The organism is Stenotrophomonas sp. YJH_SMC_105-26 (assembly GCF_059368915.1).
Genome location: NZ_JCAFSD010000005.1, coordinates 219,537 through 245,380, shown reverse-complemented (window position 1 = coordinate 245,380; position 25,844 = coordinate 219,537). Strand labels below are relative to the sequence as shown.

General features: G+C 68.1%; 23 protein-coding genes. 6 read left to right on the top strand and 17 right to left on the bottom strand.

The genetic code is table 11. The features are described 5' to 3' along the window. Window positions 1-37: 37 nt before the first annotated feature. The 6 genes from AC5P7F_RS14060 to AC5P7F_RS14035 all read right to left on the bottom strand — a co-directional run bounded on the left by AC5P7F_RS14060 (window position 38) and on the right by AC5P7F_RS14035 (window position 3,892). Window positions 38-964 (bottom strand): FecR family protein, encoded by a 927-nt coding sequence (locus AC5P7F_RS14060; RefSeq protein WP_164077354.1) that lies wholly within the window; start codon window positions 962-964, stop codon window positions 38-40. Then, window positions 961-1,470, bottom strand: a complete 510-nt coding sequence (locus AC5P7F_RS14055) for an RNA polymerase sigma factor (protein WP_046431229.1) — start codon at window positions 1,468-1,470, stop codon at window positions 961-963. Before AC5P7F_RS14055 ends, AC5P7F_RS14060 begins: the two co-directional genes overlap by 4 nt. A gap of 123 nt (window positions 1,471-1,593) precedes the next feature. After that, window positions 1,594-2,100 (bottom strand): hypothetical protein, encoded by a 507-nt coding sequence (locus AC5P7F_RS14050; protein WP_164077355.1) that lies wholly within the window; start codon window positions 2,098-2,100, stop codon window positions 1,594-1,596. 99 nt (window positions 2,101-2,199) lie between these two features. Beyond that, window positions 2,200-2,424 (bottom strand): hypothetical protein, encoded by a 225-nt coding sequence (locus tag AC5P7F_RS14045; protein ID WP_014647516.1) that lies wholly within the window; start codon window positions 2,422-2,424, stop codon window positions 2,200-2,202. Continuing rightward, window positions 2,421-3,122 (bottom strand): glutamine amidotransferase, encoded by a 702-nt coding sequence (locus tag AC5P7F_RS14040; protein WP_164077356.1) that lies wholly within the window; start codon window positions 3,120-3,122, stop codon window positions 2,421-2,423. The genes AC5P7F_RS14045 and AC5P7F_RS14040 overlap by 4 nt, the downstream gene beginning before the upstream one ends. Then, complete coding sequence (locus AC5P7F_RS14035; protein WP_164077357.1) at window positions 3,119-3,892, bottom strand: YggS family pyridoxal phosphate-dependent enzyme; 774 nt, start codon at window positions 3,890-3,892, stop codon at window positions 3,119-3,121. Before AC5P7F_RS14035 ends, AC5P7F_RS14040 begins: the two co-directional genes overlap by 4 nt. Window positions 3,893-3,968: 76 nt before the next feature. Between AC5P7F_RS14035 and ptsJ the strand changes: the two genes are divergently transcribed. Beyond that, window positions 3,969-5,255, top strand: coding sequence for a MocR-like B6 salvage transcription factor PtsJ (gene ptsJ / locus AC5P7F_RS14030; protein WP_075075605.1), 1,287 nt, complete (start codon window positions 3,969-3,971; stop codon window positions 5,253-5,255). A gap of 102 nt (window positions 5,256-5,357) precedes the next feature. On the opposite strand, the gene AC5P7F_RS14025 is transcribed toward ptsJ, so the two are convergent. From AC5P7F_RS14025 to AC5P7F_RS13995, 7 genes are all read right to left on the bottom strand, one after another. Further along, complete coding sequence (locus AC5P7F_RS14025; protein WP_032957269.1) at window positions 5,358-5,864, bottom strand: hypothetical protein; 507 nt, start codon at window positions 5,862-5,864, stop codon at window positions 5,358-5,360. An 81-nt stretch (window positions 5,865-5,945) separates the two neighbouring features. Further along, window positions 5,946-9,056, bottom strand: coding sequence for an error-prone DNA polymerase (locus tag AC5P7F_RS14020; RefSeq protein WP_495204162.1), 3,111 nt, complete (start codon window positions 9,054-9,056; stop codon window positions 5,946-5,948). 6 nt (window positions 9,057-9,062) lie between these two features. Further along, the gene (locus tag AC5P7F_RS14015; protein ID WP_046431214.1) at window positions 9,063-10,472 is read right to left on the bottom strand and encodes a Y-family DNA polymerase; all 1,410 of its coding nucleotides are present in this window, start codon (window positions 10,470-10,472) and stop codon (window positions 9,063-9,065) included. 9 nt (window positions 10,473-10,481) lie between these two features. Continuing rightward, on the bottom strand, window positions 10,482-11,096 hold the full coding sequence (gene imuA / locus AC5P7F_RS14010; RefSeq protein ID WP_014647509.1) for a translesion DNA synthesis-associated protein ImuA: 615 nt from the start codon (window positions 11,094-11,096) through the stop codon (window positions 10,482-10,484). A gap of 219 nt (window positions 11,097-11,315) precedes the next feature. Next, a complete protein-coding gene (locus tag AC5P7F_RS14005; protein ID WP_164077359.1) occupies window positions 11,316-12,323 on the bottom strand; it encodes a cyclase family protein in 1,008 nt (335 codons plus the stop codon). 35 nt (window positions 12,324-12,358) lie between these two features. After that, window positions 12,359-13,009, bottom strand: coding sequence for a DsbA family oxidoreductase (locus tag AC5P7F_RS14000; RefSeq protein WP_014647507.1), 651 nt, complete (start codon window positions 13,007-13,009; stop codon window positions 12,359-12,361). A gap of 92 nt (window positions 13,010-13,101) precedes the next feature. Beyond that, the gene (locus AC5P7F_RS13995; protein ID WP_185741880.1) at window positions 13,102-14,052 is read right to left on the bottom strand and encodes a LysR substrate-binding domain-containing protein; all 951 of its coding nucleotides are present in this window, start codon (window positions 14,050-14,052) and stop codon (window positions 13,102-13,104) included. A 132-nt stretch (window positions 14,053-14,184) separates the two neighbouring features. Here AC5P7F_RS13995 and AC5P7F_RS13990 point away from each other — a divergent pair, with 132 nt between their 5' ends. Then, on the top strand, window positions 14,185-15,075 hold the full coding sequence (locus AC5P7F_RS13990) for a sterol desaturase family protein (RefSeq protein ID WP_164077360.1): 891 nt from the start codon (window positions 14,185-14,187) through the stop codon (window positions 15,073-15,075). A gap of 9 nt (window positions 15,076-15,084) precedes the next feature. Here the strand turns inward: AC5P7F_RS13990 and AC5P7F_RS13985 are convergent, their stop codons facing one another. Together AC5P7F_RS13985 and AC5P7F_RS13980 are read right to left on the bottom strand one after the other, a co-directional pair. Next, window positions 15,085-15,789, bottom strand: a complete 705-nt coding sequence (locus AC5P7F_RS13985) for an AraC family transcriptional regulator (protein WP_142234903.1) — start codon at window positions 15,787-15,789, stop codon at window positions 15,085-15,087. Between the two features lie 166 nt (window positions 15,790-15,955). After that, window positions 15,956-16,390, bottom strand: coding sequence for a VOC family protein (locus tag AC5P7F_RS13980; RefSeq protein ID WP_014647503.1), 435 nt, complete (start codon window positions 16,388-16,390; stop codon window positions 15,956-15,958). Between the two features lie 337 nt (window positions 16,391-16,727). On the opposite strand from AC5P7F_RS13980, the gene AC5P7F_RS13975 reads away from it, so the two are divergent. Next, window positions 16,728-19,523, top strand: a complete 2,796-nt coding sequence (locus AC5P7F_RS13975; protein ID WP_014647502.1) for a beta-glucosidase family protein — start codon at window positions 16,728-16,730, stop codon at window positions 19,521-19,523. A gap of 98 nt (window positions 19,524-19,621) precedes the next feature. On the opposite strand, the gene AC5P7F_RS13970 is transcribed toward AC5P7F_RS13975, so the two are convergent. Then, a complete protein-coding gene (locus tag AC5P7F_RS13970; protein WP_164077361.1) occupies window positions 19,622-20,518 on the bottom strand; it encodes a LysR family transcriptional regulator in 897 nt (298 codons plus the stop codon). Window positions 20,519-20,623: 105 nt separating this feature from the next. Between AC5P7F_RS13970 and AC5P7F_RS13965 the strand changes: the two genes are divergently transcribed. From AC5P7F_RS13965 to AC5P7F_RS13955, 3 genes are all read left to right on the top strand, one after another. After that, the gene (locus AC5P7F_RS13965) at window positions 20,624-21,982 is read left to right on the top strand and encodes an MFS transporter (protein ID WP_164077362.1); all 1,359 of its coding nucleotides are present in this window, start codon (window positions 20,624-20,626) and stop codon (window positions 21,980-21,982) included. Then, a complete protein-coding gene (locus AC5P7F_RS13960) occupies window positions 21,982-22,368 on the top strand; it encodes a DUF4440 domain-containing protein (protein WP_164077363.1) in 387 nt (128 codons plus the stop codon). Before AC5P7F_RS13965 ends, AC5P7F_RS13960 begins: the two co-directional genes overlap by 1 nt. A gap of 216 nt (window positions 22,369-22,584) precedes the next feature. Further along, window positions 22,585-24,495 (top strand): CocE/NonD family hydrolase, encoded by a 1,911-nt coding sequence (locus AC5P7F_RS13955; protein ID WP_164077364.1) that lies wholly within the window; start codon window positions 22,585-22,587, stop codon window positions 24,493-24,495. A 119-nt stretch (window positions 24,496-24,614) separates the two neighbouring features. On the opposite strand, the gene AC5P7F_RS13950 is transcribed toward AC5P7F_RS13955, so the two are convergent. Beyond that, window positions 24,615-25,568, bottom strand: coding sequence for a helix-turn-helix transcriptional regulator (locus AC5P7F_RS13950; protein ID WP_049407541.1), 954 nt, complete (start codon window positions 25,566-25,568; stop codon window positions 24,615-24,617). Between the last annotated feature and the right edge of the window lie 276 nt (window positions 25,569-25,844).

Sequence of the window (25,844 nt, the reverse complement as noted above, 5' to 3'; positions counted from 1 at the left end):
GTCGTCATCCTGGGTAGACGCAGTGGCAGGGCCGATGTCAGGGTGCATCGCGATGTTCCCTGCGTGGCGGCAGCCACACCTGCACGCCCGCGCCCAGGCGCAGCACGCGTACATGCAGCTGCGTGGCCAGCTGGTCGCGGCTGCGCGCCGCACCGTCTGCACTGCCGAGCAGGGTGACCGGCTGCTGGCGCAGGTGTGCGCCGATGATCCAGGTGTGGCCGCCATGCCAGCGATCCAGGCCCTGGGTGACCTCGGCCAAGGGCGTGGAGACCCAATGCAGGCGACGCTCGCGCCAGGCCAGGGCACTGTAGCTGGCGGCCAGGCCGATGATCGGTGCCTGGCCATCGAAGCGCAGCTGCTGCCCTTCGATGGCCTGCTCACTGCGGGTGCCGCTGTCCACACGGACGCGATGCTCGGTGACGGTGACCACGCTGTCGTTGTCCTGCACGGCAAGGTCGAAGGCCGTGCCGAGCGCGGTGACCATGCCGTGCGTCGTATGCACCTGGAACGGATGCTGCGCATCGGCGGCTACCTTGAACCACGCTTGGCCGTGCTGCAGCTGCAGCTGGCGGCGCTGTGCATCGATGCGGACATGGACTTCGCTTCCGGGTGACAGCAGCACGTGCGAGCCGTCCGGCAGTACTTCTTCACGGATCTCGCCTGTCGCCGTGCGCATCACCTGCGCGGCCGGTGGTGCGGCCTGGCGGGTATACAGGCCCAAGGCGCAAAGCAGCAGCACGGCAGTGCCGGCGTCGCGCAGGTGCCGGCGCTGCCGCTTGCGCTGATGCCGCTGCAGGCTGGGCGTGGCATCACCAGCCTGCCAGAGCGCCTGCAGGTGCTGGTACTGCGCGGCGTGGCGGCAATCGGCGTAGTACCACTGGTTGAAGGCACGCTCGTCGCGGCCGCCGTCGTGGCCGTCCAGCCACCAGCGCGCGGCCTCGCGCGCGATCGCCTCCGGGCTCATGCGCCGGGTACCTGCTGCAGCGCCACCAGCGCACGCAGCAGATGGCCGTGCGCGGTCTGCCGGCTGATGCCGAGCCGGCGGCCGATCTCGGCCAGTGCCATCTGCTCCACCCGGGCCAGCAGGAATACCTGGCGCGAGCGCGGTGGCAGCGCGGCGATGATCGCGTCGAGATGGCGCAGCTGTTCGGCGTCCAGCAGGTGCTGCTCCGGCAGCGGCGCAGGATCGGCGAGGGCGTGCAGTTGGGCATCATCCAGCGCTTCCTCACGACGGCGCTGGCGTTGCCGGTAGTGATCGGCGATCAGATTGTGGGCGACGCGGTACAGGTAGGCGCGGCCGTTGCTCAGCAGGCCGCTGGCGGCGACCTTGAGGACACGCAGCCAGGTTTCCTGGACGACGTCATCGGCGTCGCTGCGTTGCGGGAGTTTACGGCGGACATGGGCGTGCAGCGGCCGGTAATGGGCCGCGCACAGCTGCGCGACATCCGTCGGTTCGACAGGCGTGGACACGGGGCGGGCGACAACTGGGAAAGGGAACAGCCCGCGGCGGCAAGGGCAGCGGCTGCACCTTACAGCAAAAGAGAATCATTTGCATCTATCGATGGGCGTGACACGCCTGCCCGGGACGGGAGATCAGCGCGGGCGATAATCGCAGTGGATCTGCAGGGCTTCGGTGGGGTTGTGATGCAGCTTGAAGCCGCAGCGCTGCAGGCTGCGCTTCACCCGCGCGACCGCTTCGGCATGGCGGGCGACGCGACGATCCTGCCAGCGTGGCGGGGTGAATACGCCCACGGGCAGCAGCCGTAGCCGCTTGCCGTGCAGTACCAGCGAGACATCGATATGACGGCCATCGATGTCGTGGCCGTTGGCGCCGAAGATGGCATCGACCTCATCATGGCGTTGCGGATAGCAGGCCCGGAACAACGCGATACCGAGCCAACGCACGCCACGACGGAAGCTGCCGAGCCGGCTGTGGCTGGGTTCGAAGCCGCGCGTGAGCAGCAGTCGCAGCCCGGCAGGCAGCATTGCCTGCGCATCGAGCAGGCGTTGCAGTACCTCTTCTTCCAGCTGTATATGGGTGGAGGGCCAGCGCGGGGCGACCAGCAGCCCGTGGTGGCTGCCGCGTTGCAGGGTCAGCATGCGTGAAGCTTCGCACGCGGGCGAACAGCCGTGGTAGTGCCGGCCGCTGGCCGGCCAGATTCGGGTGCCGGCCAGCGGCCGGCACTACCGTGACGATCGTCAGATGTCGCGGTACTGGATCTGCGAAGCCAGTACGCGCAGGCCGTCGGCATTGCTGGACAGGATGCGCTCTTCACCGACACCTTTCTGCCGTTTCAGCTGGAAGCCCTGTTCGGCAGGCAGCTGCGCGGCGATGGTGTCCATGCGTTGCATGGCATCGGGGCCGCTGCAGTCGAAGTGGCCCCAGTGGGCGCCATCGCGGTGGATCTGCAATCGGTAGTTCATTGCGGTGTCTCCGGCAGCTCCTGCAGCCAATGGTCGAACATCGCGGTGGCCGCCGCTGCCAGCGGTGCACCGTAACGGCGTGCCTGGGCGCGAAGATCGTTCGGATCGATGCCGGCCTGCGCCAGCTCCAGGGTGTGGCCGATCAGCCAGCGTTCGAACTGGCGGGCATCCAGTTCCGGGTGGCATTGCAGGGCCAACGCATGGCTGCCCATGGCGAAGGCCTGGTGGCGGCAGGCCGGCGTGCTGGCCAGGCGACGTGCACCGGACGGGAGTTCGAACGCCTCGCCATGCCAATGCAGTACCGGAATGCCCTGCAGGGCCTGCAGTGGTGAGCGCTGGCCGTCATCGGTGAGCAGCAGCGGCGCAAAGCCGATCTCCTTGCCGCCACTGGCGGCGACGTCGGCACCGAGTGCGCGCGCCATCAGCTGCGCGCCGAGGCAGATGCCCAGCGTGGGCCGTTGCTGCTGCAGCCGACGTTGCAACAACGCGATGCTGTCGTTGAGGAAGGGATAGCGATCAACATCGTTGACGCTGACCGGGCCGCCCAGCACGACCAGCAGGTCGGCGGTTTCGGCGGAGTCGAGCGCGTCGATACCGGCCTGCAGCACCTGCAGCTGCCAGCCCTGTGCCGACAGCAGTGGCTGCAGGGTGCCGAGGTCTTCAAAGGCGACGTGTTGCAGGACGACCGCGTGCTTCATGCGGAGGCTCCATTGCTGGGCCAGTAGAAACTGTCCGGGGTGGCGCGTGCGCCGAAGATGGCCTGCCCGACGCGGACCACGGTGGCACCTTCCTCGATCGCCACTTCGAAGTCTCCGGACATGCCCATGGACAACTGCGAAAGGTCCATGACGGGAGGTGCAGTGCGCTGCAGCTGGTCGCGCAGTTCGCGCAGGCGCACGAAGCAGGCACGCACGCGTTCGACCTCCGGGGTGAAGATGGCCAGCGTCATCAGGCCGCGTACGCGCAGGCGATCGAACGCTGGAAGCTGCTGCACAAAGGCCTCGACGGCAGCGGGTTCCAGACCGTACTTGCTGGGTTCGGCGGAGGTGTTGACCTGCACGAACACATCCAGCGTGCGGTCTTCCAGCTGCAGGCGCTGCTGCAGTGCTTCGGCCACGCGCAGGCTGTCCAGCGCCTGGAACTCGCTGGCGAAGCGCGCCACGTAGCGCGCCTTGTTGGTCTGCAGATGCCCGATCACCGACCAGTGCACGCCAAGATCGGCCATCGTCTCGGCCTTGCGTTGCGCCTCCTGCACCTTGTTCTCGCCCAGCTCGCGGCAACCGGCGGCCACCGCCATGCGGATGCGGGCGTCATCGACGGTCTTGCTGACCGGCAGCAGGCGCACGCTGGCCGGGTCACGGCCGACGCGGGCGCAGGCATCGGCGATGCGTTGGCGTACCGTGACCAGGTTGGCGGCGATCTGTTCAACGGACTGGGCGACGGGCCAGTCGGCAGCGGCAAGGGGCATGCGGGCACCTCCAATGCAGGGTGGCCAGGGTGGGATACACTGGCACAGGACAAGAGATATTTTGGCATAGGACAAAATGAAAATCACCGGGCACAGCGCCGAGTCGATCTTCGACAGCATCCGCGACGGCATCGGCAAGGGTCGCCTGCCGGCCGGTAGCGTGCTGCCGCCGGTGCGTGAACTGGCCGAGCAGCTGGGCGTGAACCGCAACACCGTGGCTGCTGCCTACAAGCGCCTGGATGCGGCGGGACTGGCCAGCACGGCGGGCCGCCGCGGCACGGTGGTGCGTGGCCTGCCGCCGCCGCTGGCGCGCGAGGGCAGCACCCCGGGGCTGGCGCTGCAGGACCTGGCCGGTGGCAACCCGGATCCGCGCCTGCTGCCGAACCTGCGCCTGACCCCGGCGGCGCCGCGGCTGTATGGCGTGGGTACGGTCGACACGAGGTTGCAGGTGCTGGCACGCGCCTCGCTGGATGCGGATTGCCCCGAGGGATATGCGCTGGAGCTGACCCATGGCGCCGTCGATGGCATCGAGCGCCTGCTGGCGGCGTGGCTGCTGCCGGGTGATCGCATCGCGGTGGAGGATCCATGCTTCCTCGGCAGCCTCAATGTGCTCAATGCGTCGGGTCATGCGCCGTTGCCGGTGGCGGTGGATGCCCAGGGCATGCAGGTCGAATCGCTGCGGCAGGCGCTGGAGGCTGGTGCACGTGCGGTGCTGCTCACCCCCCGGGCGCACAATCCGACCGGGGCCAGCCTGGATGCGAAGCGGGCGCGGGCGTTGCGGCAGTTGCTGGCGGCGTACCCGCAGGTAGCAGTGCTGATCGACGATCACTATGCGCTGCTCTCGCAGCAGGCCTATCACTCGGTACTGCCGCTGGATGGGCGGCGCTGGGCGCTGCTGCGTTCGTTGTCCAAACCGCTCGGCCCCGACCTGCGGCTGGCCTGGCTGGCCTGCGATGAAGAAACCGCGATGCGGTTGCGGCTGCGATTGGCATCCGGTATCGGCTGGGTCAGTCACCTGCTGCAGGACGCGGCAACCTCGGTGCTGGCGTCGTCAACGCAGCGGGCGAAGATCGCCTCGGCAGGCGAGCGTTACCAGCAGCGCCTGCAGTCGCTGCAGGAACTGCTGCGCGCGCGTGGCGTGCCGACGCCGCTGCCGATGGAGGGATTGAACCTGTGGCTGCCGTTGCCGGGCGACAGCCATCCGCAGGTGCTGGCGCTGGCCGCGCGCGGATGGCATGTGCGCGCTGGCGAGGTGTTCGCGGTGGCGGCGCCGGCACATGGCCTGCGCATCACCTGCGCGGCGCTGGGCGCGGCGCAACTGCGGCCGCTGGCTGACGACCTGGCGGCGGTGTGCGGTCTGTAGCGTCGAGCGATGCTCGACGTTGCTTCGCCTTTGTAGAGCCGAGCCATGCTCGGCTGCTGTTGGTAGAAGCAGTCGAGCATGGCTCGACGCTACAGAAGCAGATCAGGGCGCGGCGTTGGCGCCCGGGCGCACGTAGTAGGACTGGCCGCTGTCATCGACGAACATCAGTTCCGGCTTGCCCTGCCATGAGGTGAGCATGGCGCCGGTGTTGTTCTGGTGCTTGACCATCAGGCTGGCACCACGGTCCGGGTTGGCCACCACCTTGAACACTTCCGTGGTGCCATTGGCATCGTCCAGGGTCAGCACGGCTTCACCGCCGCGATCGCTGGTGCCATAGCCCCCGCGTTCGGAGCCATCCGGGCCGAGCAGGATCAGGCCGGACAGGGCGGTAGCGCGCGGCCCCTGGATACGGCCCCGGCTGAGGGGGTCGGGCACCGGCGCGCCTAGGATCACCCGGGGTTGGCCCGTGCCATCGTGGATGATCAGCCCGCGCGCTTCGATGATGCGCTGTGGCGATTGGCTGCGATGCAGGCTCCAGGCGGTCCAGCCGGAAACCAGCAGGGCGAGTGTGGAGACCACCAGCGTGGTCAGCAGCAGTGCGCGCGGCATCGTGTCGTCCTTCCTTGGATGCAGCGACGATAGCGGATGCGGGCGACCGATGGCCAGTTCATTGTGTGACGCTGTGTATCGTCAATGGAAATCGCGGCTGTGGCTGCGCAACCCCTGCAACAGTTCATCCAGGCAGTGCATGCGCTGCACGATGACATGCTGCACGCCATCGACGCGTTCCAGGCGGCCGTCGATCTGCATCAGCCGGGTATCGACCAGGACCCGGTGCTGGCGATCGGCCAGGTGCCGCCAGACCACGGCATTGACCATGCCGGTCTCGTCTTCAAGGGTGAGGAAGGTAACGCCACTGGCGGTCTGCGGGCGCTGGCGCATGCGGACCAGGCCGGCGATGCGCACGCGACGGCCATGGCCGTGGCCCGCAAGCTGCGCGGCATCCAGGCAGCCGCGGCTGCGCAGTTGCGTGCGCAGGAACGAGATCGGGTGGCGGCCGAGGGTGGTGCCGATGCTGCGGTAATCGGCCTGCATGTCCTCCCAGGCGCTGGGCAGGGGCAGCGGCACGCGTGCTTCAGCGGTGGCGCGGGCCTGGTCGAACAGCGGCAGCCGGTTCTCCACGCCGGAGATATCCCAGCGTGCACGATGGCGATGGCCGCTGAGCCCGCGCAGCGCACCGGCATCGGCCAGCAGGCCCTGCTGGCGGCGATCCAGGGCGGTGCGCTGGCACAGGTCGCCCACATCGTCGAACGGGCGCCGTGCACGTTCGCGCATGATGGCCTGTACAGCCGCTTCATTGCAGCCGTCGACCAGGCGCAGGCCGAGCCGGATCGCGGCCGCGCCCCTGCTGAAATCCAGCGTGCAGTCCCAGTCGCTGTGGCGCACGTCCACGGGAAGCACGCGGATGCCATGCCGGCGCGCGTCCTGCAGCAGCTGGTCGGGGCTGTAGAAACCCAGCGGCTGGCTGTTGATCAGGCTGGCGGTGAACGCGGCCGGATGGTGGCATTTCAGCCAGCAGCTGTTATAGGTCAGCAGGGCGAAGCTGGCGGCGTGGCTTTCCGGGAAACCGTAATCACCGAACCCCTTGATCTGCTCGAACAGGTGCTCACCGTATTCGCGGCTGAAGCCGTTTTTCAACATGCCTGCCAGCAGTTTTTCACGATGCGGTTCCAAGCCGCCACGGCGTTTCCAGGCCGCCATCGAACGGCGCAGGGCATCGGCCTGGCCAGGCGTGTAACCGGCTGCTTCGACCGCCAGCTGCATCACCTGTTCCTGGAACAATGGCACGCCCAGCGTGCGTGCGAACACGCGTTCCAGCTGCGGTGGGTAGAGCGGGTTGTCCGGGTCGTTCAACGCGTCCGGTCCCTGTTCGCGCAGGATCCGGCGCCGCTCCAGATAGGGGTGCACCATGTCGCCCTGGATCGGGCCAGGGCGCACGATCGCCACCTCGATCACCAGGTCATAGTACGTGCGTGGCTGCATGCGCGGCAGCATCGCCATCTGTGCGCGCGATTCGATCTGGAACACGCCGATGGTGTCGGCGGCGCAGATCATGTCGAAGGTCTTTGCATCCTTGGGCGTGATCGCATCCATGCGTCCTTCATGCAGGCCATGCTGTTTCAGCATGGCCAGGCACTTGCGGATGGCGGTAAGCATGCCCAGCGCCAGGCAGTCGACCTTCATCAGGCCGGTGGCGTCGAGGTCGTCCTTGTCCCATTGGATGACAGTGCGGTCGGCCATCGCCGCGTTTTCCACCGGCACCAGGGTCGACAGGGGATGTTCGGAAATCACGAAACCGCCGGGGTGCTGCGACAGGTGGCGCGGGAAGTCGATCAACTCGGCGGTCAGCGCCAGCAGGCGCCGCATCAAGGGCGTGTCCGGATCGAAACCGCGCTCGCGCAGGGTTTCCGGCAATGGGATGTTGCCGCCCCAGTGGTCCATCGCCGCGCCCAGTTCGTTGACCTGGTCCATCGGCAGGCCAAGTGCACGCGCCACGTCGCGGATCGCGCTGCGGCCACGGTAGCTGATTGCCACCGCGGTCAGTGCGGCGCGCTCGCGGCCATAGCGCTTGAACACGTACTGCAGCACTTCCTCGCGGCGCTCGTGCTCGAAATCGATGTCGATATCCGGTGGCTCGTCGCGCTCGGCGGAGATGAAGCGCTCGAACAGCAGGTTGCTGCGTGCCGGGTCGATCTCGGTCACGCCCAGCACGAAGCACACCGCGGAGTTGGCCGCCGAGCCGCGGCCCTGGCAGAGGATGTCCTGGCTTCGCGCGAAGCGCACGATGTCCTGCACGGTGAGGAAGTACGAGGCGTAGTTCTTCTGCTTGATCAACGCCAGTTCGTGTTCGATCTGCTCGCGTTGTTTCGGTTCGATGCCGCCTTTCCAGCGCCAGGGGATGCCACGCTCGACCAGCACGCGCAGCCAGCTGTCCGGGTCATGCCCCTCGGGCACCAGCTCGCGTGGGTAGGTGTACTGCAGCTGTTCCAGGGTGAAGTGGCAGCGCTCGGCGATGCGCAGGGTCTCGGCCAGCAATTCGGGCGGATACAGTTGGGCCAGCGCGGTGCGCGGACGCAGATGGCGCTCGCCGTTGGGGAACAGGCGCCAGCCAGCCTCGGCCACGCTGCAGCGGTGGCGGATCGCGGTCAGGGTGTCCTGCAGGGCGCGGCGGCGGCGCACGTGCATGTGCACGTCGCCACTGGCGACCAGCGGCAGGCGGTGGCGTTGGCCGAAGGCCTGCAGCTGCTGCAGGCGGCGTGCGTCGTCGTGTTCGTGGTGCAGCTCCACCGCCAACCACAGCCGATCATTGAAGCCGGCGCGCAGTAGTTCCAGGTCGGTGGCGGCCGGTTGCCGGTCCAGCCACAGGCACAGCAGGCCGTCGGGCAGGCCGAGCAGGTCCTCGCGCAGGCAGCGGTACTCGCCCTTGGCTGCGCGCCGCCGGCAGGTGGTGATCAACTGGCAGAGCCCGGCATAGGCGGCCTGGTCGGTGCACAGCAGGGCCAGCTTCGGGCCGTCCTCGACCTGGAATTCGGCGCCGACGATCAGCGCCACGCCATGCGCCTTCGCCGCCTGCCAGGCGCGCACGATGCCGGCCAGCGAGCATTCGTCGGTGATCGCCAGTGCCCGGTAACCCTGGCCAGCGGCGCGCGCGAACAGTTCTTCGGCGATCGAAGCACCGCGCTGGAAACTGAAGGCCGACAGGCAGTGCAGTTCGGCGTAGCCGGGCAGTTCGCTGTGCATGGCGGCTCAGCCGAACCAGCCGTGCAGCATCCACGGCGCATGCGGATCGTTGCGCTCACGGAAGGCCCAGCCGCGCTGGCCGTGTGCGGTTTCCACCACGTAGTAGTCGCGGCGTGCGTCGGCCTGGTCCCACCAGCCCGATTCGATCCGCTCCGGCCCGGCGACGATGCGCAGGCGCGGGTCACGCAACGGTTGTGGGGTGTCCAGCAACCAGCCGGGGCGCAGTGGCCAGTACGACGGGGGCTTGGCCGGTGGCTGGGTGCCACTGGCGCGTTCGGGGCGATGGTCGGCCTGCACCGCCAGCGGCTGCACGGCGTCATCACCCAGCCGCGCACGCAGGCGCTCGCGCAGCTGGTTCCAGGGCATCGCCTGCGCCGGCCGAGTATCGAACAGGTCGCGCGCGGCGGGCACGAACGGTGGCAGCTGCTCGGCCTGCAGGCGCAGTGCGCGGCTGCCGGCCGGCAGGGCGAACGCTTCCATGCGGTTGCGTGCGATCTCGAACAGCAGCGCAGGATCGCGTTCGGGGGCCAGCAGGCCGATGGTCAGCACGCTGGCCGGCAGCAGGTCGTGCTCGAAATGCAGGTCGAAGCGCTGCACGCCGCCATCGCGCGAACACAGGAAGGCGGCCAGGTCCAGCAGCAGGCGGCGCAGCGGGAACAGCAGGGCCTGGCTGGATTCGATCTCGTATTCGAATTCGATGCGCGCATCGAAACGGTCCGGTGGCTGGTAGTAGCGCAGCGGCGCGGTGGGCAGGCCGCGCAGTGCATCCAGCTGCTGCAGTACCTCCGGTGCGAAGCGCCGGGCCAGGCTGTCACGCGGCAGCTCGAGCACCGCACCCAGCGTGCGCAGGCCGGAACGGCCGAGCACGGTCACCGCGTCGCTGGGCAGGCCGCAGCGCGGCAAGGGTAGCTGCGCCAGTGCCGCTGGCAGCTGCTGCGCATCGATGCCGAGGCCGTCGTGGACGTTGGCCAGCACGCGCGCGGCATGCGCCGTGGGGGCGGCCACCAGGCGGTGGCGGAAACCGAGTTCATGCAGTTCGTTGCGCAGGCGCTTTTCGATCGTCAGCCAGTCACCGAACAGGGCACGGCTGGCGCCGATTTCCAGCACCAGTGCATGCGGGAAATCGAGGCTGACCTGCGAGCTGTAGGCGTAGGCCCAGCTGGCCAGCAGCTGCCGGGTGTGCTGTTCCGCGTCAGGGTCGTAGTCGTGCAGGTGCATGTCCTGCACCAGCACCTGCGCGGCCGACAGCAGCATGCCCGGGCGCAGCCCTGCTGCGCGCGCGGCCGGGCTGACCGCACGCAGCACGCGGCGCTGCGCTGGGCCCTGCAGCAGCACCAGTGGCCGCTGGGGGTCCGGCTGCAGGCGCAGCACGCTGTCCAGCGCCAGCTGCGGCAACAACAGGCAGGCCCAGTGCATGGCGCGGCCTCAGTGGGTGATGGCCAGTGGCAACGGCTGCGCGGGTGGCAGGCCGCCACGGCACTTCAGCACCCTTACCTGGCCGTGGTCGAGCTGCAGGCGCAGGCTGGCCGGGGAGGGGTTGCGCGCTGCCTGCGCCTCGCGGAACACGAAGCCCAGGCACTGGCCGCTGTCGGCGGCGACCTGCAGCCGGCGCAGGGCGCGATCGTCGGCCTGGTGCGGCCAGCACAGCACCGCCGCGCAGGCGGCAGAGCGCAGGCATTGTTCGGCCGCCCACAGCGCCTGCTTCGGCGCAGCGTGGATGATCTGCAGCTGGGCCAGATCCAGCCCGGCCGCGGCCCAGGCCGGGGCATGCGGGCGATAGGGTGGGGCGACCAGCACGATCGGGCGGTCGCGCTGGCTCAGCCTGGCCAGCGCCGGCCAGACCAGGGCCAGTTCGCCAACGCCCGGCGCCGCCTGCAGCACCTCGCACAGCCCGCTGGCCGGCCAGCCGCCGCCGGGCAGGCGTGCGTCCAGCGCCGGGTGGCCGCTGGCCAGGTGGTCGCTGGCCGGCCCCTGGCGGGCCGGGCCGCGCCACAACTGGCGGCCGTCCAGCAGCCGGTCGAGGGCGACGACGGCGCCCATCAGCCGGTCCTCCAAGGGAGGCGCCGGGCGGGCTGGAAGCGGCAGGAACGGGCGGAAACGACAGGCATGGAGCGAGTATCGGCGGGCTGGTATCAGGGGCTGAGACCAGACATGCTACTCGCCTTGTGAGTAGAATTACTAATGAAATTGGCGGGCCGGGTTTCAGGTTGCTGAAGTGGGAAAGGAGTGCCGAGCCAGGTCGGCACCCACAGGGCCCGGTTACGGGCGGACCGGCAGCGCGACCGGGCGCAGCGGCGCGGCATCGCCGCCGCGGATCTTCAGCGGGCCGCCGATGAAGGCGAACTCGTAGACCTTGTCGCGGGCCAGTTCATCCAGCGCCACCAGTTCGATGATCGGCGCGCCCTGCTGGGCCAGCAGGTAGGTGTGCAGCGGCACGTAGTCGTCGGCCACCTCCGAGGGGAAGGTCTCGAAGCTCAGGTTGTCGGCGCCGACGATCATCGCGCCGCTGTCCTCAACCAGGAAGCGCGCCGCGTCCAGGCCCATGCCCGGCGGGTTGGCCATGTAGGCCTTGGGCTGTTCGAACAGGCGCATGCGGCCGGTACGGATCAGCACCACATCGCCCTGCTGCAGCTTCACCCGCTGGCGTGCCAGCGCATCCTTCAGGTCCTGGCGGGTGACGCGGTAGCTGTCCGGCAGCATGTCCACGCCCTTGGCGGCGGCCACGTCGATCAGTACGCCACGCGCGATCAGCGGCGGGAATTTCTCGATGCCGGTGACATTCCAGCCACGATCGCCGAGATGCTTGTCGGCCTCGAAGCCGTTCCAGATCTTTCCGTGGATGCCGAAGTGGTTCAGCGCATCGATGTGGGTGCCGGTGTGGCTGTACATCGAGAACGCGGTGCCGGTGTAGCTGCGGGTGAGGTTCATGGTCTCGCCCACGCCCATCGGGTCGTCCATCACCGTGCCGCGCGGGGTGTGGGTCATCCAGAACTGGTAGTGCGGGTCGCCGGCGTCCTGCCAGCTGGGCATGCCGACGTAGTAGTCGGTGGCCAGGTCATAGGCCTTGCCGCGGCTGACCCGCGACAGGATCGCCGCACGCGAGGCTTCGGTGATCAGGTTGAGCCGGCCGATCTCGTCCTTCGGCCCCCAGGGGCTGGTGCCGACCTGCTGGCCGGAGGGAACGCGTTCGTGCGCGGACACGGTGGTGGACGCCGCGGTGCCGGCCAGCAGCAGGGCCAGCGCGCTGGCCAGGATACGTGGGGTCATGGGGAATCTCCTTGCAGGGTGGGGGAGGGTGCGGCTCAGGCCGCGACCAGGGGCGCCAGGGCCTGGCGCAGTTGCGGCAGCGGCAGGGTCTGCAGGCGCAGGCCGTTGCCGCCGATCACGGTGGGAATGGAGCGGATGCCGAGGGCAGCGGCGTCGGCACGATCGGCCTGCACGCGCTGGCGCACTGCGTCGCTGCGCATGTGGTCAGCGAAGGCACCACGGGGATGGCCCAGTGATTCGGCGATATCCAGCAGCACTTCGGCGTCGCCGATGTTGCGGTGCTGGTGCAGGTGCGCCCATTGCACCGCGTCGAACATTGCGCCATGGGCATCATTGCCGCCGATCAACCCTGCGGCCTGGCAGGCCAGTGCGCCGAGCCAGCCGGAGGGATATTCGAAGTCCTGTGCGCGCATGCCTTCGATATCGATGCGCGCGCTGTCTTCATGCGCGGCGCAGTCGGTCCAGTGGCGCAGGATGATCGCCTTGGCGCGCTCCATCGAGCCGAACACCTCGACCATCTGCGCGCGCGAGTCCTGCAGCACGAAGCTGCGATGGCGCACCTGGATGCCGAGTTCGGCCGAGACCTGCTGCAGGCGCGGGGCCAGCACGAAGCACCAGCCGCAGACCACGTCGTGGAAGAAGTCGACCACCGGCGCGGCGGTGGCGGGGGAAGGAACGGGAGACATCTGCCTGCCATCGGTGAGAGGGGAGGCGGCAGATTAGGCAGCGCGGCGGGGCCGAAACAGCGCGCCGTGGGCAGCTCAGTTTTCGCTGGCGGTTACGAATCCAGGCCGGCGCAGCGGGGCAGCTCGGCGTGCAGGAAATCGATGAAGGCACGCACCTTGGGTTGCAGGTGGCGCGACGTGGGATAGACCGCATGCACGAAGCGTGGCGGATAGCGGTGGTCGGGCAGCACCTGTTGGAGTTCGCCACGGGCCAGCGCTGGTGCCGCCAGGAACGAGGGCAGGGCGCCGATGCCCATGCCGGCCACCAGCAGGTCGCGCAGCAGCAGGCTGTTGTTGACGGTGACGCGTGCCGGCAGGGTGATGGTCACCTGCCCATCCGGGCCGAGCAGCGGCCAGCTGCCGGGGGAGTCGGACAGGCTGTAGGCCAGCACACTGTGCACCTGCAGATCGTCCACCGACTGCGGTGCTGGACGCTGCCGCAGGTAGGACGGGGCAGCGCACAGCACCTGTTGCAGCGAGGCAAGCCGGCGCGCCACCAGTCGCGAGTCGTCCAGCTCGGCACGCAGCCGCAACGACACATCGAAACCCTCACCGACCGCATCGAGCAGGCGATCTTCCATCACCAGGTCCAGCGACAGCTGTGGATGCTGTTGCAGGAAGCGTGGCAGCAGCGGCGACAGCGTGCTCAGTGCGAACGACTGCGGTGCATTGACACGCAGGCGCCCGGCCACCTCGCCACGCTGTTCGGCGATGCCACGTTCCAATGCGTCCAATTCGTCGAGCAGGCGGCAGCATTCGCGGTAATAGGCGTGGCCGGTCTCGGTCAAGCTCATGCGCCGCGTGGTCCGCTGCAGCAGCACCACGCCCAGGTGCGTTTCCAGCGTGCGCAACTGCTTGCTCAGCCCGGCCGGCGACATGCCCAGGTCTTCGGCAGCGCGGGCCAGCCCGCCGCGTTCGACGATGCGGCGGAAGGCGCGCATCAGGTTGAAGGAATCCATGCCGGTACCGGGCGCGATGAGGGCGCCATTGTAGATCCACGCCATCCGTGGGTGGGGGAAACGCGGTGTCGGCCAAAGGGGGGATATCCACCGAGACGGGGCGGGTTGCGCCGTTTGTTCAAGCGCGCAACCGTCGTGCCGCGCCAGCATGCAGGCCCCTCACGTTCCGGGTTGCCCATGAAACACTGGATCCTCCGCCTGTATGCCCCGTTGTTCCTGCTCGGTTTCGTTGCCGCCGCCGTCGTCTGGGTCGGCCACCTCCATGGCGATCCGCTATGGCTGCTGGCCTTGCTGGCGGTCGCCATCGCGGTTTCGTTCGCTGCCGAACGTGCCTGGCCGTATGACCCCACGTTCAACCACGACCACGGCGACAGTCTGCGTGACACCCTGCATGCACTGGTCAACGAAAGCCTGAACCTGCTGTCGATCGCTGCGGTGCCGCTGCTGGCAGCGCTCCTTCCGTGGCAGCTGTGGCCGCTGCAGTGGCCGTTCGTTCTGCAGGTACTGCTGGCCATCGTCTGCGCCGACCTTGGCATTACCCTGGTGCACTACGCCAGCCATCGCATCGGCTGGCTGTGGCGGTTGCACGCGGTGCATCACAGCGTCACCCGCATGTACGGCTTCAACGGCTTGATGAAGCATCCGCTGCACCAGGCGGCCGAAGCAGTGGGCGGCGTACTGCCGCTGCTGCTGTTGGGCCTGCCGATGCCGGTGGCTGCGGTGCTGGCCTTCGCCATTGCCATCCAGCTGCTGCTGCAGCACTCCAACGTGGACATGCGCCCGGGCCTGCTGGGCCGGGTGATGGCGTGGGTGCCGCTGCACCGCTTCCACCACATGCGTTACGGCACCGCTGGCGACGTCAACTTCGGCCTGTTCCTGACCGTCTGGGATCACCTGCTGGGGACCGCCTTCGATGCGCCGGGCTATCGGCTGCAGCAGCGCGACCTCGGCATCGGCAGCCAACCGGACTATCCGCGCGGTTATCCGGGACAGCTGTTGGCGCCGTTCCGCGAACTGCCGCACGGCGAGGTGCCGGAGCTGCCGGAAGGTCTGCGCAGGCGCGGATGATGGGCCGTGTCAGGCCGCTTGAAGCTGCAGGCCCTGCAGCTGCGCGGCACCGATACCGAACATGCGGCGCAGGCTGCGCGACAGATGGGCCAGATCGGCGAATCCAGCGGCATGCGCACTGTCGGTCAGGGTGTGCCCGTGCAGATGATGCATGAGTGCGCGGCGCAGCCGCTGCCACAGCACCCAGCCGCGCAGGGTCACCGCCAGATCAGACTGGAAACGCCGGTGCAGCTGGCTGGTCGACAGGTGCGCCGCCCCGGCGATATCGGCGGCCGGCACCGGGCCGGGCAGGTGCTGGGCGATACGGGCCAATGCCGCCTGCACGCGGCGGTCCAGCGGTTGCGGGCGGCTCAGCCGTGGCAGCCAGCCGTGCAGTTCCAGCGCGTTGCCCGGCAGTGCGTGCAGGTATTGCTGGATCTGTGCGGGATTGGCATGCGTCGGCTCAAGAAACACCGTGCAGCCTGCTTCTGGCGCTAACAGGATCGCATGCGGCTGGAATGATGGCAGCCACAGCCGCTGGCCTTGCTGCTGCACGCCATCGACCTCGACCTGCCAGGCTGCGCCGTCGCTGAGCAGCAGTTGATGGGCGTAGTGCGCGTGCGCGGCGCTGTCACCGGCATGACCCTGCAGCACGGCCACGTGAGCATCCAGCAGCAACGTGCCATTCCAGGGCAGGGTGGGGGAGGACATTGAGGGATTGTAGATCCACGCCATGCGTGGATGTATCTCAATCGAAATCGATTATTTCGACAGACGGATTGCACGGCGTCAACGCAACCGGCCCTACCCCGCCAACCCACAGGAAGCCCGCTTTTGCTTCGGCTGTTGCTTCTGAGGTTGCCTACCGCGGGTGCCGTGCGCCGCCCGGCCGTGCGCCCCCTCAGCGCCCGTGCGGATCCGGCCGGTGATGCACGTATTCAACCACGGTGCCATCGGGATGCACCGCGTTGAACGCCGCCCCGGTCGGGACTACCTGCAGCGGGAAGATGATCTCGGCGCCGGCGGCGACCAGTTTGTCGTGATAGGGCCGAACATCATCGACCAGCAGTGTCCCCGTGGTCGAGGTGAACGGGGCCAGTGCCGCCTGGCTGCCTTCGATCAGCAGGAAGGCGCCGACCATCGCCAGGCGCAGCCCGGCTTCCGGGAACGGGAACCCCGCATCGGCTACCACGCCCTGCAACTGCTCGTAGAACGCCACGCTGCGCTCCAGCTCGCCCGGGGCCACGAACACCCGGATCAGCACGCGCGGTGCGCGCTGGCTGGAGGTGTCACATCGGTCGCGCCAGAGATGATCGAAGTCGCGATGTACGGTCATGGGCTCGATTCGTGGCCAGGGATCTCCATTATCAGCAGCCTCGCGCGGCCCGCTGATGACCGCCAGTGATGGCCTGATAACCATTGGCCGGGTTGCCCCTGTGACTTAGGTCCTGTTGACAGGTGTGAACGCCCTCGCACAATCTTCACAGGATTGGGTCGCCCTGCGCGGCCCGGGCAGGCAGGTTGTCACGCCGGGAGGAGGGTCCCGCGCGCAGACCGGCCCGTCCATCGGCCTGCGGGGCGTTGCCTGGCAACCCCTGCGCGGCATGAACGCTGCACCCTTCGGCGGCACTTTCCCTGGACCGATTGCCTTGGCAACGGAATTACGCCTGCCGATGAAAACGTTTACAAAACCGCTTGCACTGTCTCTGGCCCTGTCTGCCGCACTGGCCGCTCCGGCCTGGGCCGACCCGGCCGCGTTCACTGTGCTGACCCTGGAACAGGCGCCCCACGCCGAGGCGATGCCGGCGCTGGCCGCACAACTGAAGAGCCTGAAGGTGGACGCGGTGAGCGTGCGCCAGGTGCAGCGCGGCATCGGCCAGGTCGATCCGCTGCAGGTGCTGGCCGATGGCCTGGGCTACGAGTACCGCTTCATTGCCGCCGGCAAGGACGATGGCCAGACCCAGCGCGGCCAGGCTGTTCTGACCCGGCTGCCGATCGCCGCTGAATCCGGCCCCGACCAGCCGGGCCTGAACTACCTGCGCCTGGACGATGGCCGCCACACTGTGGCGGTCTATACCGATGCCGGTGCAGGTGCGGCGCAGCTGCCGGCGCTGGTCACCCGTTCGCGGCTGGGTGCACCGGCGGTGCTGCTCGGCGCGGTGGCCGGTGAATCGGCCAAGGCCGCAGGCTTCGATCCGGCGCGTGTGGCGCTGGAAGCCGATGCCAGCTATTTCAGCGACGGCTTCCAGGCCGCCAGCAGCGCGCCGTTCAAGGTGGAAGGCAGCACGCTGCGTGCCACCCTGCTGACCCTGGCCTATGCCGCCGACAAGCACGGCGACACGCCGTGGATGGACACCACGCTCAACGCCGATGCGCGCGCTGCGCTGCTGCTGAAGGCGATGACCGAGGATGAGAAGTTCCAGATGCTGCACAGCTACTTCGGGCTGGGCAAGGACGGCGGCCCACTGCCGGAAGGTGCGGTCGGTTCGGCCGGCTTCGTGCCGGGCGTACCGCGGCTGGGCATCCCGTCGCAGCAGTCGGCCGATGCCGGTGTCGGCGTGACCAATCCGGGGGGCATCCGCCCGGGCGACTTCGCCACGGCGATGCCATCGGGCCCGTCCACCGCATCGAGCTGGAACCGCGAAGTTGCCTTCGCCGGTGGCGCCACGATGGGCCGCGAGGCGTGGCAGCAGCGCTTCAATATCCTGCTGTCGGGCAGCGTCAACCTGCAGCGTGACCCGCGCAACGGCCGCAACTTCGAGTACGCCGGCGAAGACCCGCTGCTGGCCGGCTCGATGGTTGGCGCGCTGATCCAGGGCGTGCAGAGCCAGCACGTGATCTCCTCGATGAAGCACTTCGCGCTGAACGACATGGAGACCCGTCGCAACTTCCACGACGTGCGCATCGGCGAACAGGCCATGCACGAGTCGGACCTGTTGGCCTTCGAGATCGCGCTGGATGCCGGTCGCCCGGGCGTGGCGATGTGCTCGTACAACAAGATCAACGGCACCTACGGCTGCGAGAACGGCTACCTGATGAACCAGGTGCTGAAGCAGGAATGGAAGTTCCCCGGTTTCGTGATGTCCGACTGGGGTGGCGTGCACAGTGGCTCGAAGGCTGCGCTGGCCGGCCTGGACCAGCAGTCGGCCGGTGAGGTGTTCGACGCGGCGGTGTTCTTCGATGAACCGCTGCGCCTGGCCGTGCATGGCGGCGTGGTGCCGCAGGCGCGCCTGAACGACATGGTGGCGCGCATCCTGCGCACGATGTTCCTGCATGGCAACTTCGACAACCCGCCGCAGCACCAGAAGGTGGATGCCGAGGCCGGCTTCGCCGTTGCCCAGCGCACGGTGGAGGAGGGCAGCGTGCTGCTGCGCAATGAGGGCAACCTGTTGCCGCTGGCCGACAGCGTGAAGCGCATCGTCATCATCGGCGGCCATGCCGACAAGGGCGTGATCGGTGGCGGTGGTTCATCGATGGTGGGCGTGACCGCCAAGGGCACCAACGCGGTGCCCGGCGTGATGCCGACCACCTGGCCGGGCCCGGTGATCTTCCATCCGTCCTCGCCGCTGGAATCGCTGCGTGCGGCGCGCCCGGACGCGACTATCACGTATGTGGATGGCACCAACGCCGCTGCTGCGGCCAAGGCGGCCGCGCAGGCGGATGTGGCCATCGTGTTTGCCACGCAGTGGGCTGCCGAATCGGTGGACCTGCCGGACATGCAGCTGCCGGACAACCAGGATGCCCTGATCTCGGCAGTGGCCAAGGCCAACCCGAAGACCGTGCTGGTGCTGGAAACCAACGGCCCGGTGCGCACACCGTGGCTGGCGCAGGTGCCGGCGATGCTGCAGGCCTGGTACCCGGGCATCCGCGGTGGCGAAGGCATTGCCGCACTGCTGACCGGCCAGGTCAATCCGTCCGGCCGCCTGCCGGTGACCTGGGTGACGGACGAATCGCAGCTGCCGCGCCCGCACATCGACGGCCTCGGCTTCAAGCCGGCCAAGCCGTTCGGTGATGTGTTCGATTTCGATATCGAAGGCGCCAACGTCGGCTACAAGTGGATGGCGGCCAAGGGCCTGACCCCGACCTTCGCCTTTGGCCATGGCCTGTCCTACACCTCGTTCGCCTATGACAACCTGAAGGTGAGCGTGGAAGGTTCGCGCCTGGTCGCCAGCGTCGACATCCGCAACACCGGCAAGCGCGCCGGTGCCGACGTGGCCCAGCTGTACCTGAAGCTGCCGGCCGGCAGCACCACGCCGATCCGCCTGATCGGCTATGACAAGGTGACCCTGCAGCCGGGCGAACAGCGCCGCATCCGCATCGAAGCCGAGCCGAAGACGCTGGCCCACTACGATGCACAGGCGCGCCAGTGGAAGATCGACGGTGGCACCTACCAGGTGCAGCTGTCGCGCAACGCCGCCGAACCGCTGCAGACGGTGGACGTGCAGCTGGTGGAGCAGGTGCTGCGCTGAGGCTTGAAGGCACGGCCCGCAAGGGCCGTGCCTGAAAAAGGGGACGGAGGGGATTAAGTCGTTTATGCATAAACGACTTAATCCCCTCCGTCCCCTTTTCATATGGCGAACCACCCGCGCAGGAAATCGATCAGCTGCCGCACCTTCGGCGAGGGCTGCGTGCTGTGCGGGTAGACCGCGTACACGCTCTGCTGCGGGAAGCGGTGCTGGCGCAGCACCGGGCGCAGGCGGTCCCGGGCCAGGTCGTCCTCGATCAGCCAGCGTGGCAGCACGGTGACCCCGGCGCCGGCCACGGCGAAGGCGCGCAGGCTGCTGGCACCATCCACGCGCACCACTGCATTGCCCGGATTGGTGGCAAACAAGGCGTCGCTGCCGTCGGGCGCGACCACCGGCACGTCGGCCAGGCGCGGGTAACCCAGGCGGGGCAGGGTGCCCAGTTGCACGGGGTCGTTGGCCGCATCGGCAGAGGGCAGGCGTGCCAGCAGGGACGGAGCCGCCACCGCGCACAGCGGGTGCCGTTCCAGTTCACTGGCATGCAGGCCCGAATCGGGCAGACGGCCAAGACGGATCGCCAGGTCGAAGCGCTCGGGAATAAGGTCTGCCGGCGCGGGAGACGTGGACAGGTGCAGCTGCAGGGCCGGATGCCGCGCACGGAAGGCTTCCAGTGCGGGAATCAGGCGAAGCTGCGCGTACTCCGGGGTGGTGGTCAGGCGCAGCACACCCTGCAGCTGGTGCTGGTCGCGCCGCGCGGCATCGATTGCCGCCTGCGCGGCATCCAGCGCCTGTACGCAGTGCTGCAGGAACTGTTCGCCAGCGTCGGTCAGGGCCAGGTGGCGGGTACTGCGCAGCAGCAGGGTCACGCCCAGCTCCTGCTCCAGCCGTTTCAGGTTGAAGCTGACCACCGCACGGCTCAGGCCGAGCCGATCGGCCGCTGCGGTCAGGCTGCCGGCCTCGACCACGGCACGGAAGATATCGAAGCGATCGAGACTGACCATGGCGGTTCATTGTCAAAACAGATTTGACAGTGTTGCAGGTGTTGTCGTGTTTTTCCAACAGCTCCCGGGCGGCATGCTGGCGGTCTCTCTGCTGGAGCACCGCCGATGCCGTCCCCCCGCCTGCGCCATGAGGCGATCTTCCTGCTGGTGTTCGCCCTGGATCTGGTCAACATGTTCATCGCCACGGTGGCCTATCCGGCACTGGCAGCGGAACTGCACGCTGATGTCGGTACCCTGGCCTGGGTGGGCACCGCCTACATGCTGGGCCTGAGCGTGGTGATTCCGCTGGCGCCCTGGTTGGCCGCGCGCTGTGGTGAGCGTCGCCTGCTGCTGGTGGCGTTGCTGTTGTTCGCGGTTGCCGCTGTGCTGGCCGGCGCCGCACCGGGTATCGGCTGGCTGCTGGGCTGGCGCCTGCTGCAGGGGCTGGCCGGTGGCCTGCTGATTCCGGTGGCACAGGCGGCAGCGTACCGACAGTGCACGCCGGACCAGCGTGGCGCGCTGACCCGCCGCATCCTGCTGGTGGCGCTGCTGGTGCCCGCACTGGCGCCGGCGCTGGGCGGGTTGCTGGTGCAGTGGTTGTCCTGGCGCGGCGTGCTCTGGGCCAGCCTGCCGTTGGCGGTGGTGGCGATCAGCCTGGTGCTGGCCTGGATGCCGGCCGATGGCGCGCGCAGTGCGCCGCGCCTGCAGGCCTATGCGCTGTCCACCGCGATGCTGGCGCTGGGCGCGCTGCTGCTGGCGTTGACCTGGCTGGGTGAACCCGGCCATCGGGCCGCCGGTGCCGTACTGCTGTTGATCGCAATGCTGTTGGCGGCGGCCCACCTGCGGCATGCACGGCAGCAGGCGCAGCCCCTGCTGCGCTGGTCGCTGCTGTCCCATCGGGGCCTGCGCCTGGCGATGCTGGTCTATCTGGCAGTGCCCGGTGTGTTCATCGGCAGCCAGCTGGTCAGTACCCTGCAGCTGCACCAGGCCGGTTACAGCGCGGCACGCATCGGCGCGTTGATGCTGCCCTGGGCGCTGGCCTCGGCCATTGCGATCACGGCCAGCAAGCGCCTGCTGGCGCGCTTCGGCCCGGCCACGGTACTGCGTACGGGCATGCTCCTGCAGGCCAGCGGCCTGCTGTTGATGGCGCTGCTGCCGCAGCCGGCCTTCGCGTTGGCCGGGCTGCTGTTCGCGCTGATGGGCGCCGGCGGCAGCCTGTGCAGCAGCACCGCGCAGACGCTGGCCTTCCATGGGGTCGAGGGCGAAGCATTGGGCGATGCCAGCGCACTCTGGAACCTCAACCGCCAGCTCAGCTTCTGCCTGGGCACCGCGGCCATCGCGCTGCTGCTGGCATTGACCATGCAATGGCTGCCGGCCCACGCCACCGGCATGGCGCTGGGTCTGGCCGCGGTACTGACCCTGCTGCCGATGGCGCTGCTGCGCCGGCCGCAGTTGCTCACCCTTTCGCAACCGGAGAACATCTGATGGATACCACCGCAGAATATGAAATCCACCACCTGCACGACAAGCTGCAGGCCTGGTTCCGTGCCGATGTCGGCGCCGATGCGCTGGAGGATCTGATGGCGCACTTCAGCGCGGACTTCAGCATGGTCGGCATCGCGGGTCGCCGATTGGATCGGCAAGCCGTGCAGGCGTTGTTCGCGGGCGGTCACGGGGCGCGCCCCGGGCTGCGGATTTCCATCGACGCCGTGCACGCGGTGGAAGCGCCTTCACCGCTGGCGGTGCTGCGCTATCGCGAAGGGCATTCGCTCGATGGCGGCACGCCTGCATGGCGGGAGTCACTGGCGGTGCTGCGGCAGGAAGAGGGTCGCTGGCGCTGGCTGGCACTGCATGAGGTGGTGGTGGCCTGATGTTGTAGAGCCGAGCCTACGCTCGGCTGCTCTTCGGGTAGGTCGCGGCGGTCTGAGCCGAGCGTGGGCTCGGCTCTACAGGACGCACTGCTCCCACATTGGCCGCACATGTGCCATCAGTCCTGCCTGCATCCACCGCAGAATGCAAAGCCCGCACACACTTCATGGCTCGGGGCAGGAGTAGGCTTGGAGCTTTCCTGCCGGGAGGGGTTGTCCATGCGTGTGCGTGCCGTCGCTGTAGCCATTGCCCTTTGCCTGTCCAGCGCCGTGCTGGCCGCCGATACCCCGCCGATGACCCCGGACATCAGCGGCAAGCCCTTCGTTGCCCCCGATGTCGGTCGTGACTACGACAAGCGCGTGGTGATGGTGCCGATGCGTGATGGCACCAAGCTGTATACGGTGATCGTGGTGCCCAAGGGTGCCCGCAATGCCCCGATCCTGCTGACCCGCACCCCCTACGATGCCGCCGGCCGCGCCAACCGCAGTGATTCGCCGCGCATGCGCGACCTGCTGCCACAGGGCGACGAGGTGTTCGTCGACGGCGGCTACATCCGCGTGTTCCAGGACATCCGTGGCAAGTACGGCTCCGAAGGCGATTACGTGATGACCCGGCCGCTGCGCGGGCCGTTGAACAACACCAGGGTGGATCACTCCACCGACGCCTGGGACACCATCGACTGGCTGGTGAAGAACGTGCCGGAGAGTAACGGCAAGGTCGGCATGCTCGGCTCGTCGTACGAGGGTTTCACCGTGGTGATGGCGCTGACCGACCCGCACCCGGCACTGAAGGTGGCCGCGCCGCAGAGCCCGATGGTCGATGGCTGGATGGGTGACGACTGGCTCAACTACGGTGCGTTCCGCCAGGTCAACTTCAACTATTTCGCAATGCAGACCGAGAAGCGCGGCAAGGGCACGCCGCTGCCCAGCCTCGGCTATGACGACTACAGCACCTTCCTGCGCCTCGGTTCGGCCGGTGACTACGCGCGTTTCACCGGCGTGGACCAGCTGACCTGGTGGAAGAAGCTGGTCGAGCACCCGGCCTATGATGGCTTCTGGCAGGGCCAGGCGCTGGACGCGGTGATGGCCAAGACACCGTTGAAGGTGCCGACCATGTGGCTGCAGGGCCTGTGGGACCAGGAAGACATGTGGGGTGCCAACCACGCCTACCAGGCGATGGAAGGGCGCGACAGCGGCAACAACCGCAACTACCTGGTGATGGGCCCGTGGCGGCACAGCCAGGTGAACTACGGCGGCAGCGAGCTGGGTGCGCTGAAGTTCGATGGCGATACCGCGCTGCAGTTCCGTCGCGATGTGCTCAAGCCGTTCTTCGACCAGTACCTGGTGGATGGCGCGCCGAAGGCCGATACGCCGCCGGTGCTGATCTACAACACCGGCGAGAACCACTGGGAGCGCCTGAAGGGTTGGCCGCGCAGCTGCGACAAGGGCTGTGCCGCCAGCAGCAAGCCGCTGTACCTGCGCGCTGGCGGCAAGCTGGCGTTCCAGGCACCGGCGGCGGGCGAGGGGGACTTCGAGGAATACGTGTCCGACCCGGCCAAGCCGGTACCGTTCGTGCCGCGCCCGGTCCGCTTCGGCGACCGCGACATGTGGACCACCTGGCTGGTCAAGGACCAGCGATTCGTTGATGGCCGCCCGGACGTGCTGACCTTCATCACCGAACCGCTGACCGCGCCGCTGCGCATTGGCGGCGCGCCGGTGGTGCACCTGCAGGCTTCGACCAGTGGCACCGACAGCGACTGGGTGGTGAAGCTGATCGACGTGTATCCGGACCAGGAAGCGTCGACGCCTGAGATGGGTGGCTACGAGCTGCCGGTGTCGCTGGCGATCTTCCGTGGCCGTTACCGCGAAAGCTTCAGCGATCCGAAGCCGCTGGCCGCCAACCAGGTGCTGCCGTACCGCTTCGACCTGCCCAACGCCAACCACACCTTCCAGAAGGGCCATCGGGTGATGGTGCAGGTGCAGTCCAGCCTGTTCCCCCTGTATGACCGCAATCCGCAGACCTACGTGCCGAACATCTACCTGGCCAAGCCGGGCGATTACCAGAAGGCCACGCAGCGGGTCTGGCACAGCGCAGCGCAGGCCAGTTACATCGATCTGCCGGTGTATTGAGGTTGATGAGGTACGCCGGGTGCGCGATGCCCGGCGGCGGTAGTGCCGGCCGCTGGCCGGCATCGGCGACGGTGCAGGAGCGTGTCGACCAAGGTCGACACCTACCGGAGCGGGGATCCTCACCCCACCTTCGAGGGGCCCGTACGCCAGCGGCTGGGGACCAGACCGAAGCGCTTGCGGAACGCGGCGGCGAAGTTGCTGGGGTGGCGGTAGCCGCTGGCGGCGGCGGCCTGCTCAACCGTCCATCCGTTTTCGCGCAGGCCCTGTTCGGCATGGCGCATGCGCTGTTCATGCAGGTAGTCGAACACCGAACTTCCATACTGCTGGGCAAAATGGCGGCGCAATGAGCTGGGGCTCATGCAGGCCAGCCGGGCCAGCTCGACCAGGCTGTGTGCATGGCTGGGGTCGTCATGCAGGTAACTGCGTACCCGTTCCAGGCGCTCGCGCTGGCCGGCACGCAGCGTGCGCACCGGGTCGGTCTGCAGATCCTCGGCCTGCAGGCCGAGGGCCAGCAGCTGCAATGCCACGCCTTCGCGCCACAGCGCGTCGATGCCGTCCTGCCACGGGCTGTCGAACAACTGGCCCAGCACCGGCAGCATGGCGTGGGGAATGGCCCAGTGGCGGCATTCCAGGTGCGTGCCAAGCGCTTTTTCCAACTGTGGCATCTGGAAAACATCCGCGTCGATGCCACCCGGCACGATCACGCTGACCCCGCGCAGGCGCGTTTCGCCGGGGTGCGCGCCGGTCATCTCGATCTGGTCGCGATGGTGGGCGGTCATCGCGGTGCCGGCACGCAGGGTGAAACTTCCGCGTCGCGGGATACGCACGTCGACCTGACCCTGCAGCATCACGCGGATGGCGAGCCCGGGCCGCTGTTGCGCGGTCGCCACATAGGGGAACCGGTTATGCACGTCGGAGGCGATCAGGCTCATGCCACCGCGCATGAACTGTTCGTTGACTTCGCCGCGGCCGGCCCACTGGTCGTCGCGCAGGTGTTCCGGATCAGCGCGGTAATCGAAGCCGTGGCGTTGGCCGAAGCGGCGGTAATCGGCAAAGGTGAAGTATCGGGACATCGCTCGTCACGTACAGGAGGGGAGGCGCTGGCACCATGGCCCATGTGCTGCCCCGCGTAGCGGGCAGCCTGGAAGGCCGGAAAACGCCAGGTTGGAAAAAATGTGTCGAAGAAACTGGAAACGTTTCCCATTGTCGCTGCGAATCATTCGCAGGGGATTTGAATACGGTCAAACCGATTGGTCATTACGGCCAAGTTGAACGGGGTGCCGGACATACGCCAGCGTTTTGCCGCTATATCCGTACTTGATTCCCTACATGAACTTCGGTTGAGGTTT

Excerpts from the sequence above, each read along its gene's own strand:
- AC5P7F_RS14060 (WP_164077354.1), bottom strand. The coding sequence starts at position 964 with ATGAGCCCGGAGGCGATCGCGCGCGAGGCCGCGCGCTGGTGGCTGGAC.
- AC5P7F_RS14050 (WP_164077355.1), bottom strand. The coding sequence starts at position 2,100 with ATGCTGACCCTGCAACGCGGCAGCCACCACGGGCTGCTGGTCGCCCCG.
- AC5P7F_RS14045 (WP_014647516.1), bottom strand. The coding sequence starts at position 2,424 with ATGAACTACCGATTGCAGATCCACCGCGATGGCGCCCACTGGGGCCAC.
- AC5P7F_RS14040 (WP_164077356.1), bottom strand. The coding sequence starts at position 3,122 with ATGAAGCACGCGGTCGTCCTGCAACACGTCGCCTTTGAAGACCTCGGC.
- AC5P7F_RS14035 (WP_164077357.1), bottom strand. The coding sequence starts at position 3,892 with ATGCCCCTTGCCGCTGCCGACTGGCCCGTCGCCCAGTCCGTTGAACAG.
- ptsJ (WP_075075605.1), top strand. The coding sequence starts at position 3,969 with ATGAAAATCACCGGGCACAGCGCCGAGTCGATCTTCGACAGCATCCGC.
- AC5P7F_RS14025 (WP_032957269.1), bottom strand. The coding sequence starts at position 5,864 with ATGCCGCGCGCACTGCTGCTGACCACGCTGGTGGTCTCCACACTCGCC.
- AC5P7F_RS14020 (WP_495204162.1), bottom strand. The coding sequence starts at position 9,056 with ATGCACAGCGAACTGCCCGGCTACGCCGAACTGCACTGCCTGTCGGCC.
- AC5P7F_RS14015 (WP_046431214.1), bottom strand. The coding sequence starts at position 10,472 with ATGCACTGGGCCTGCCTGTTGTTGCCGCAGCTGGCGCTGGACAGCGTG.
- imuA (WP_014647509.1), bottom strand. The coding sequence starts at position 11,096 with ATGGGCGCCGTCGTCGCCCTCGACCGGCTGCTGGACGGCCGCCAGTTG.
- AC5P7F_RS14005 (WP_164077359.1), bottom strand. The coding sequence starts at position 12,323 with ATGACCCCACGTATCCTGGCCAGCGCGCTGGCCCTGCTGCTGGCCGGC.
- AC5P7F_RS14000 (WP_014647507.1), bottom strand. The coding sequence starts at position 13,009 with ATGTCTCCCGTTCCTTCCCCCGCCACCGCCGCGCCGGTGGTCGACTTC.
- AC5P7F_RS13995 (WP_185741880.1), bottom strand. The coding sequence starts at position 14,052 with ATGGCGTGGATCTACAATGGCGCCCTCATCGCGCCCGGTACCGGCATG.
- AC5P7F_RS13990 (WP_164077360.1), top strand. The coding sequence starts at position 14,185 with ATGAAACACTGGATCCTCCGCCTGTATGCCCCGTTGTTCCTGCTCGGT.
- AC5P7F_RS13985 (WP_142234903.1), bottom strand. The coding sequence starts at position 15,789 with ATGGCGTGGATCTACAATCCCTCAATGTCCTCCCCCACCCTGCCCTGG.
- AC5P7F_RS13980 (WP_014647503.1), bottom strand. The coding sequence starts at position 16,390 with ATGACCGTACATCGCGACTTCGATCATCTCTGGCGCGACCGATGTGAC.
- AC5P7F_RS13975 (WP_014647502.1), top strand. The coding sequence starts at position 16,728 with ATGAAAACGTTTACAAAACCGCTTGCACTGTCTCTGGCCCTGTCTGCC.
- AC5P7F_RS13970 (WP_164077361.1), bottom strand. The coding sequence starts at position 20,518 with ATGGTCAGTCTCGATCGCTTCGATATCTTCCGTGCCGTGGTCGAGGCC.
- AC5P7F_RS13965 (WP_164077362.1), top strand. The coding sequence starts at position 20,624 with ATGCCGTCCCCCCGCCTGCGCCATGAGGCGATCTTCCTGCTGGTGTTC.
- AC5P7F_RS13960 (WP_164077363.1), top strand. The coding sequence starts at position 21,982 with ATGGATACCACCGCAGAATATGAAATCCACCACCTGCACGACAAGCTG.
- AC5P7F_RS13955 (WP_164077364.1), top strand. The coding sequence starts at position 22,585 with ATGCGTGTGCGTGCCGTCGCTGTAGCCATTGCCCTTTGCCTGTCCAGC.
- AC5P7F_RS13950 (WP_049407541.1), bottom strand. The coding sequence starts at position 25,568 with ATGTCCCGATACTTCACCTTTGCCGATTACCGCCGCTTCGGCCAACGC.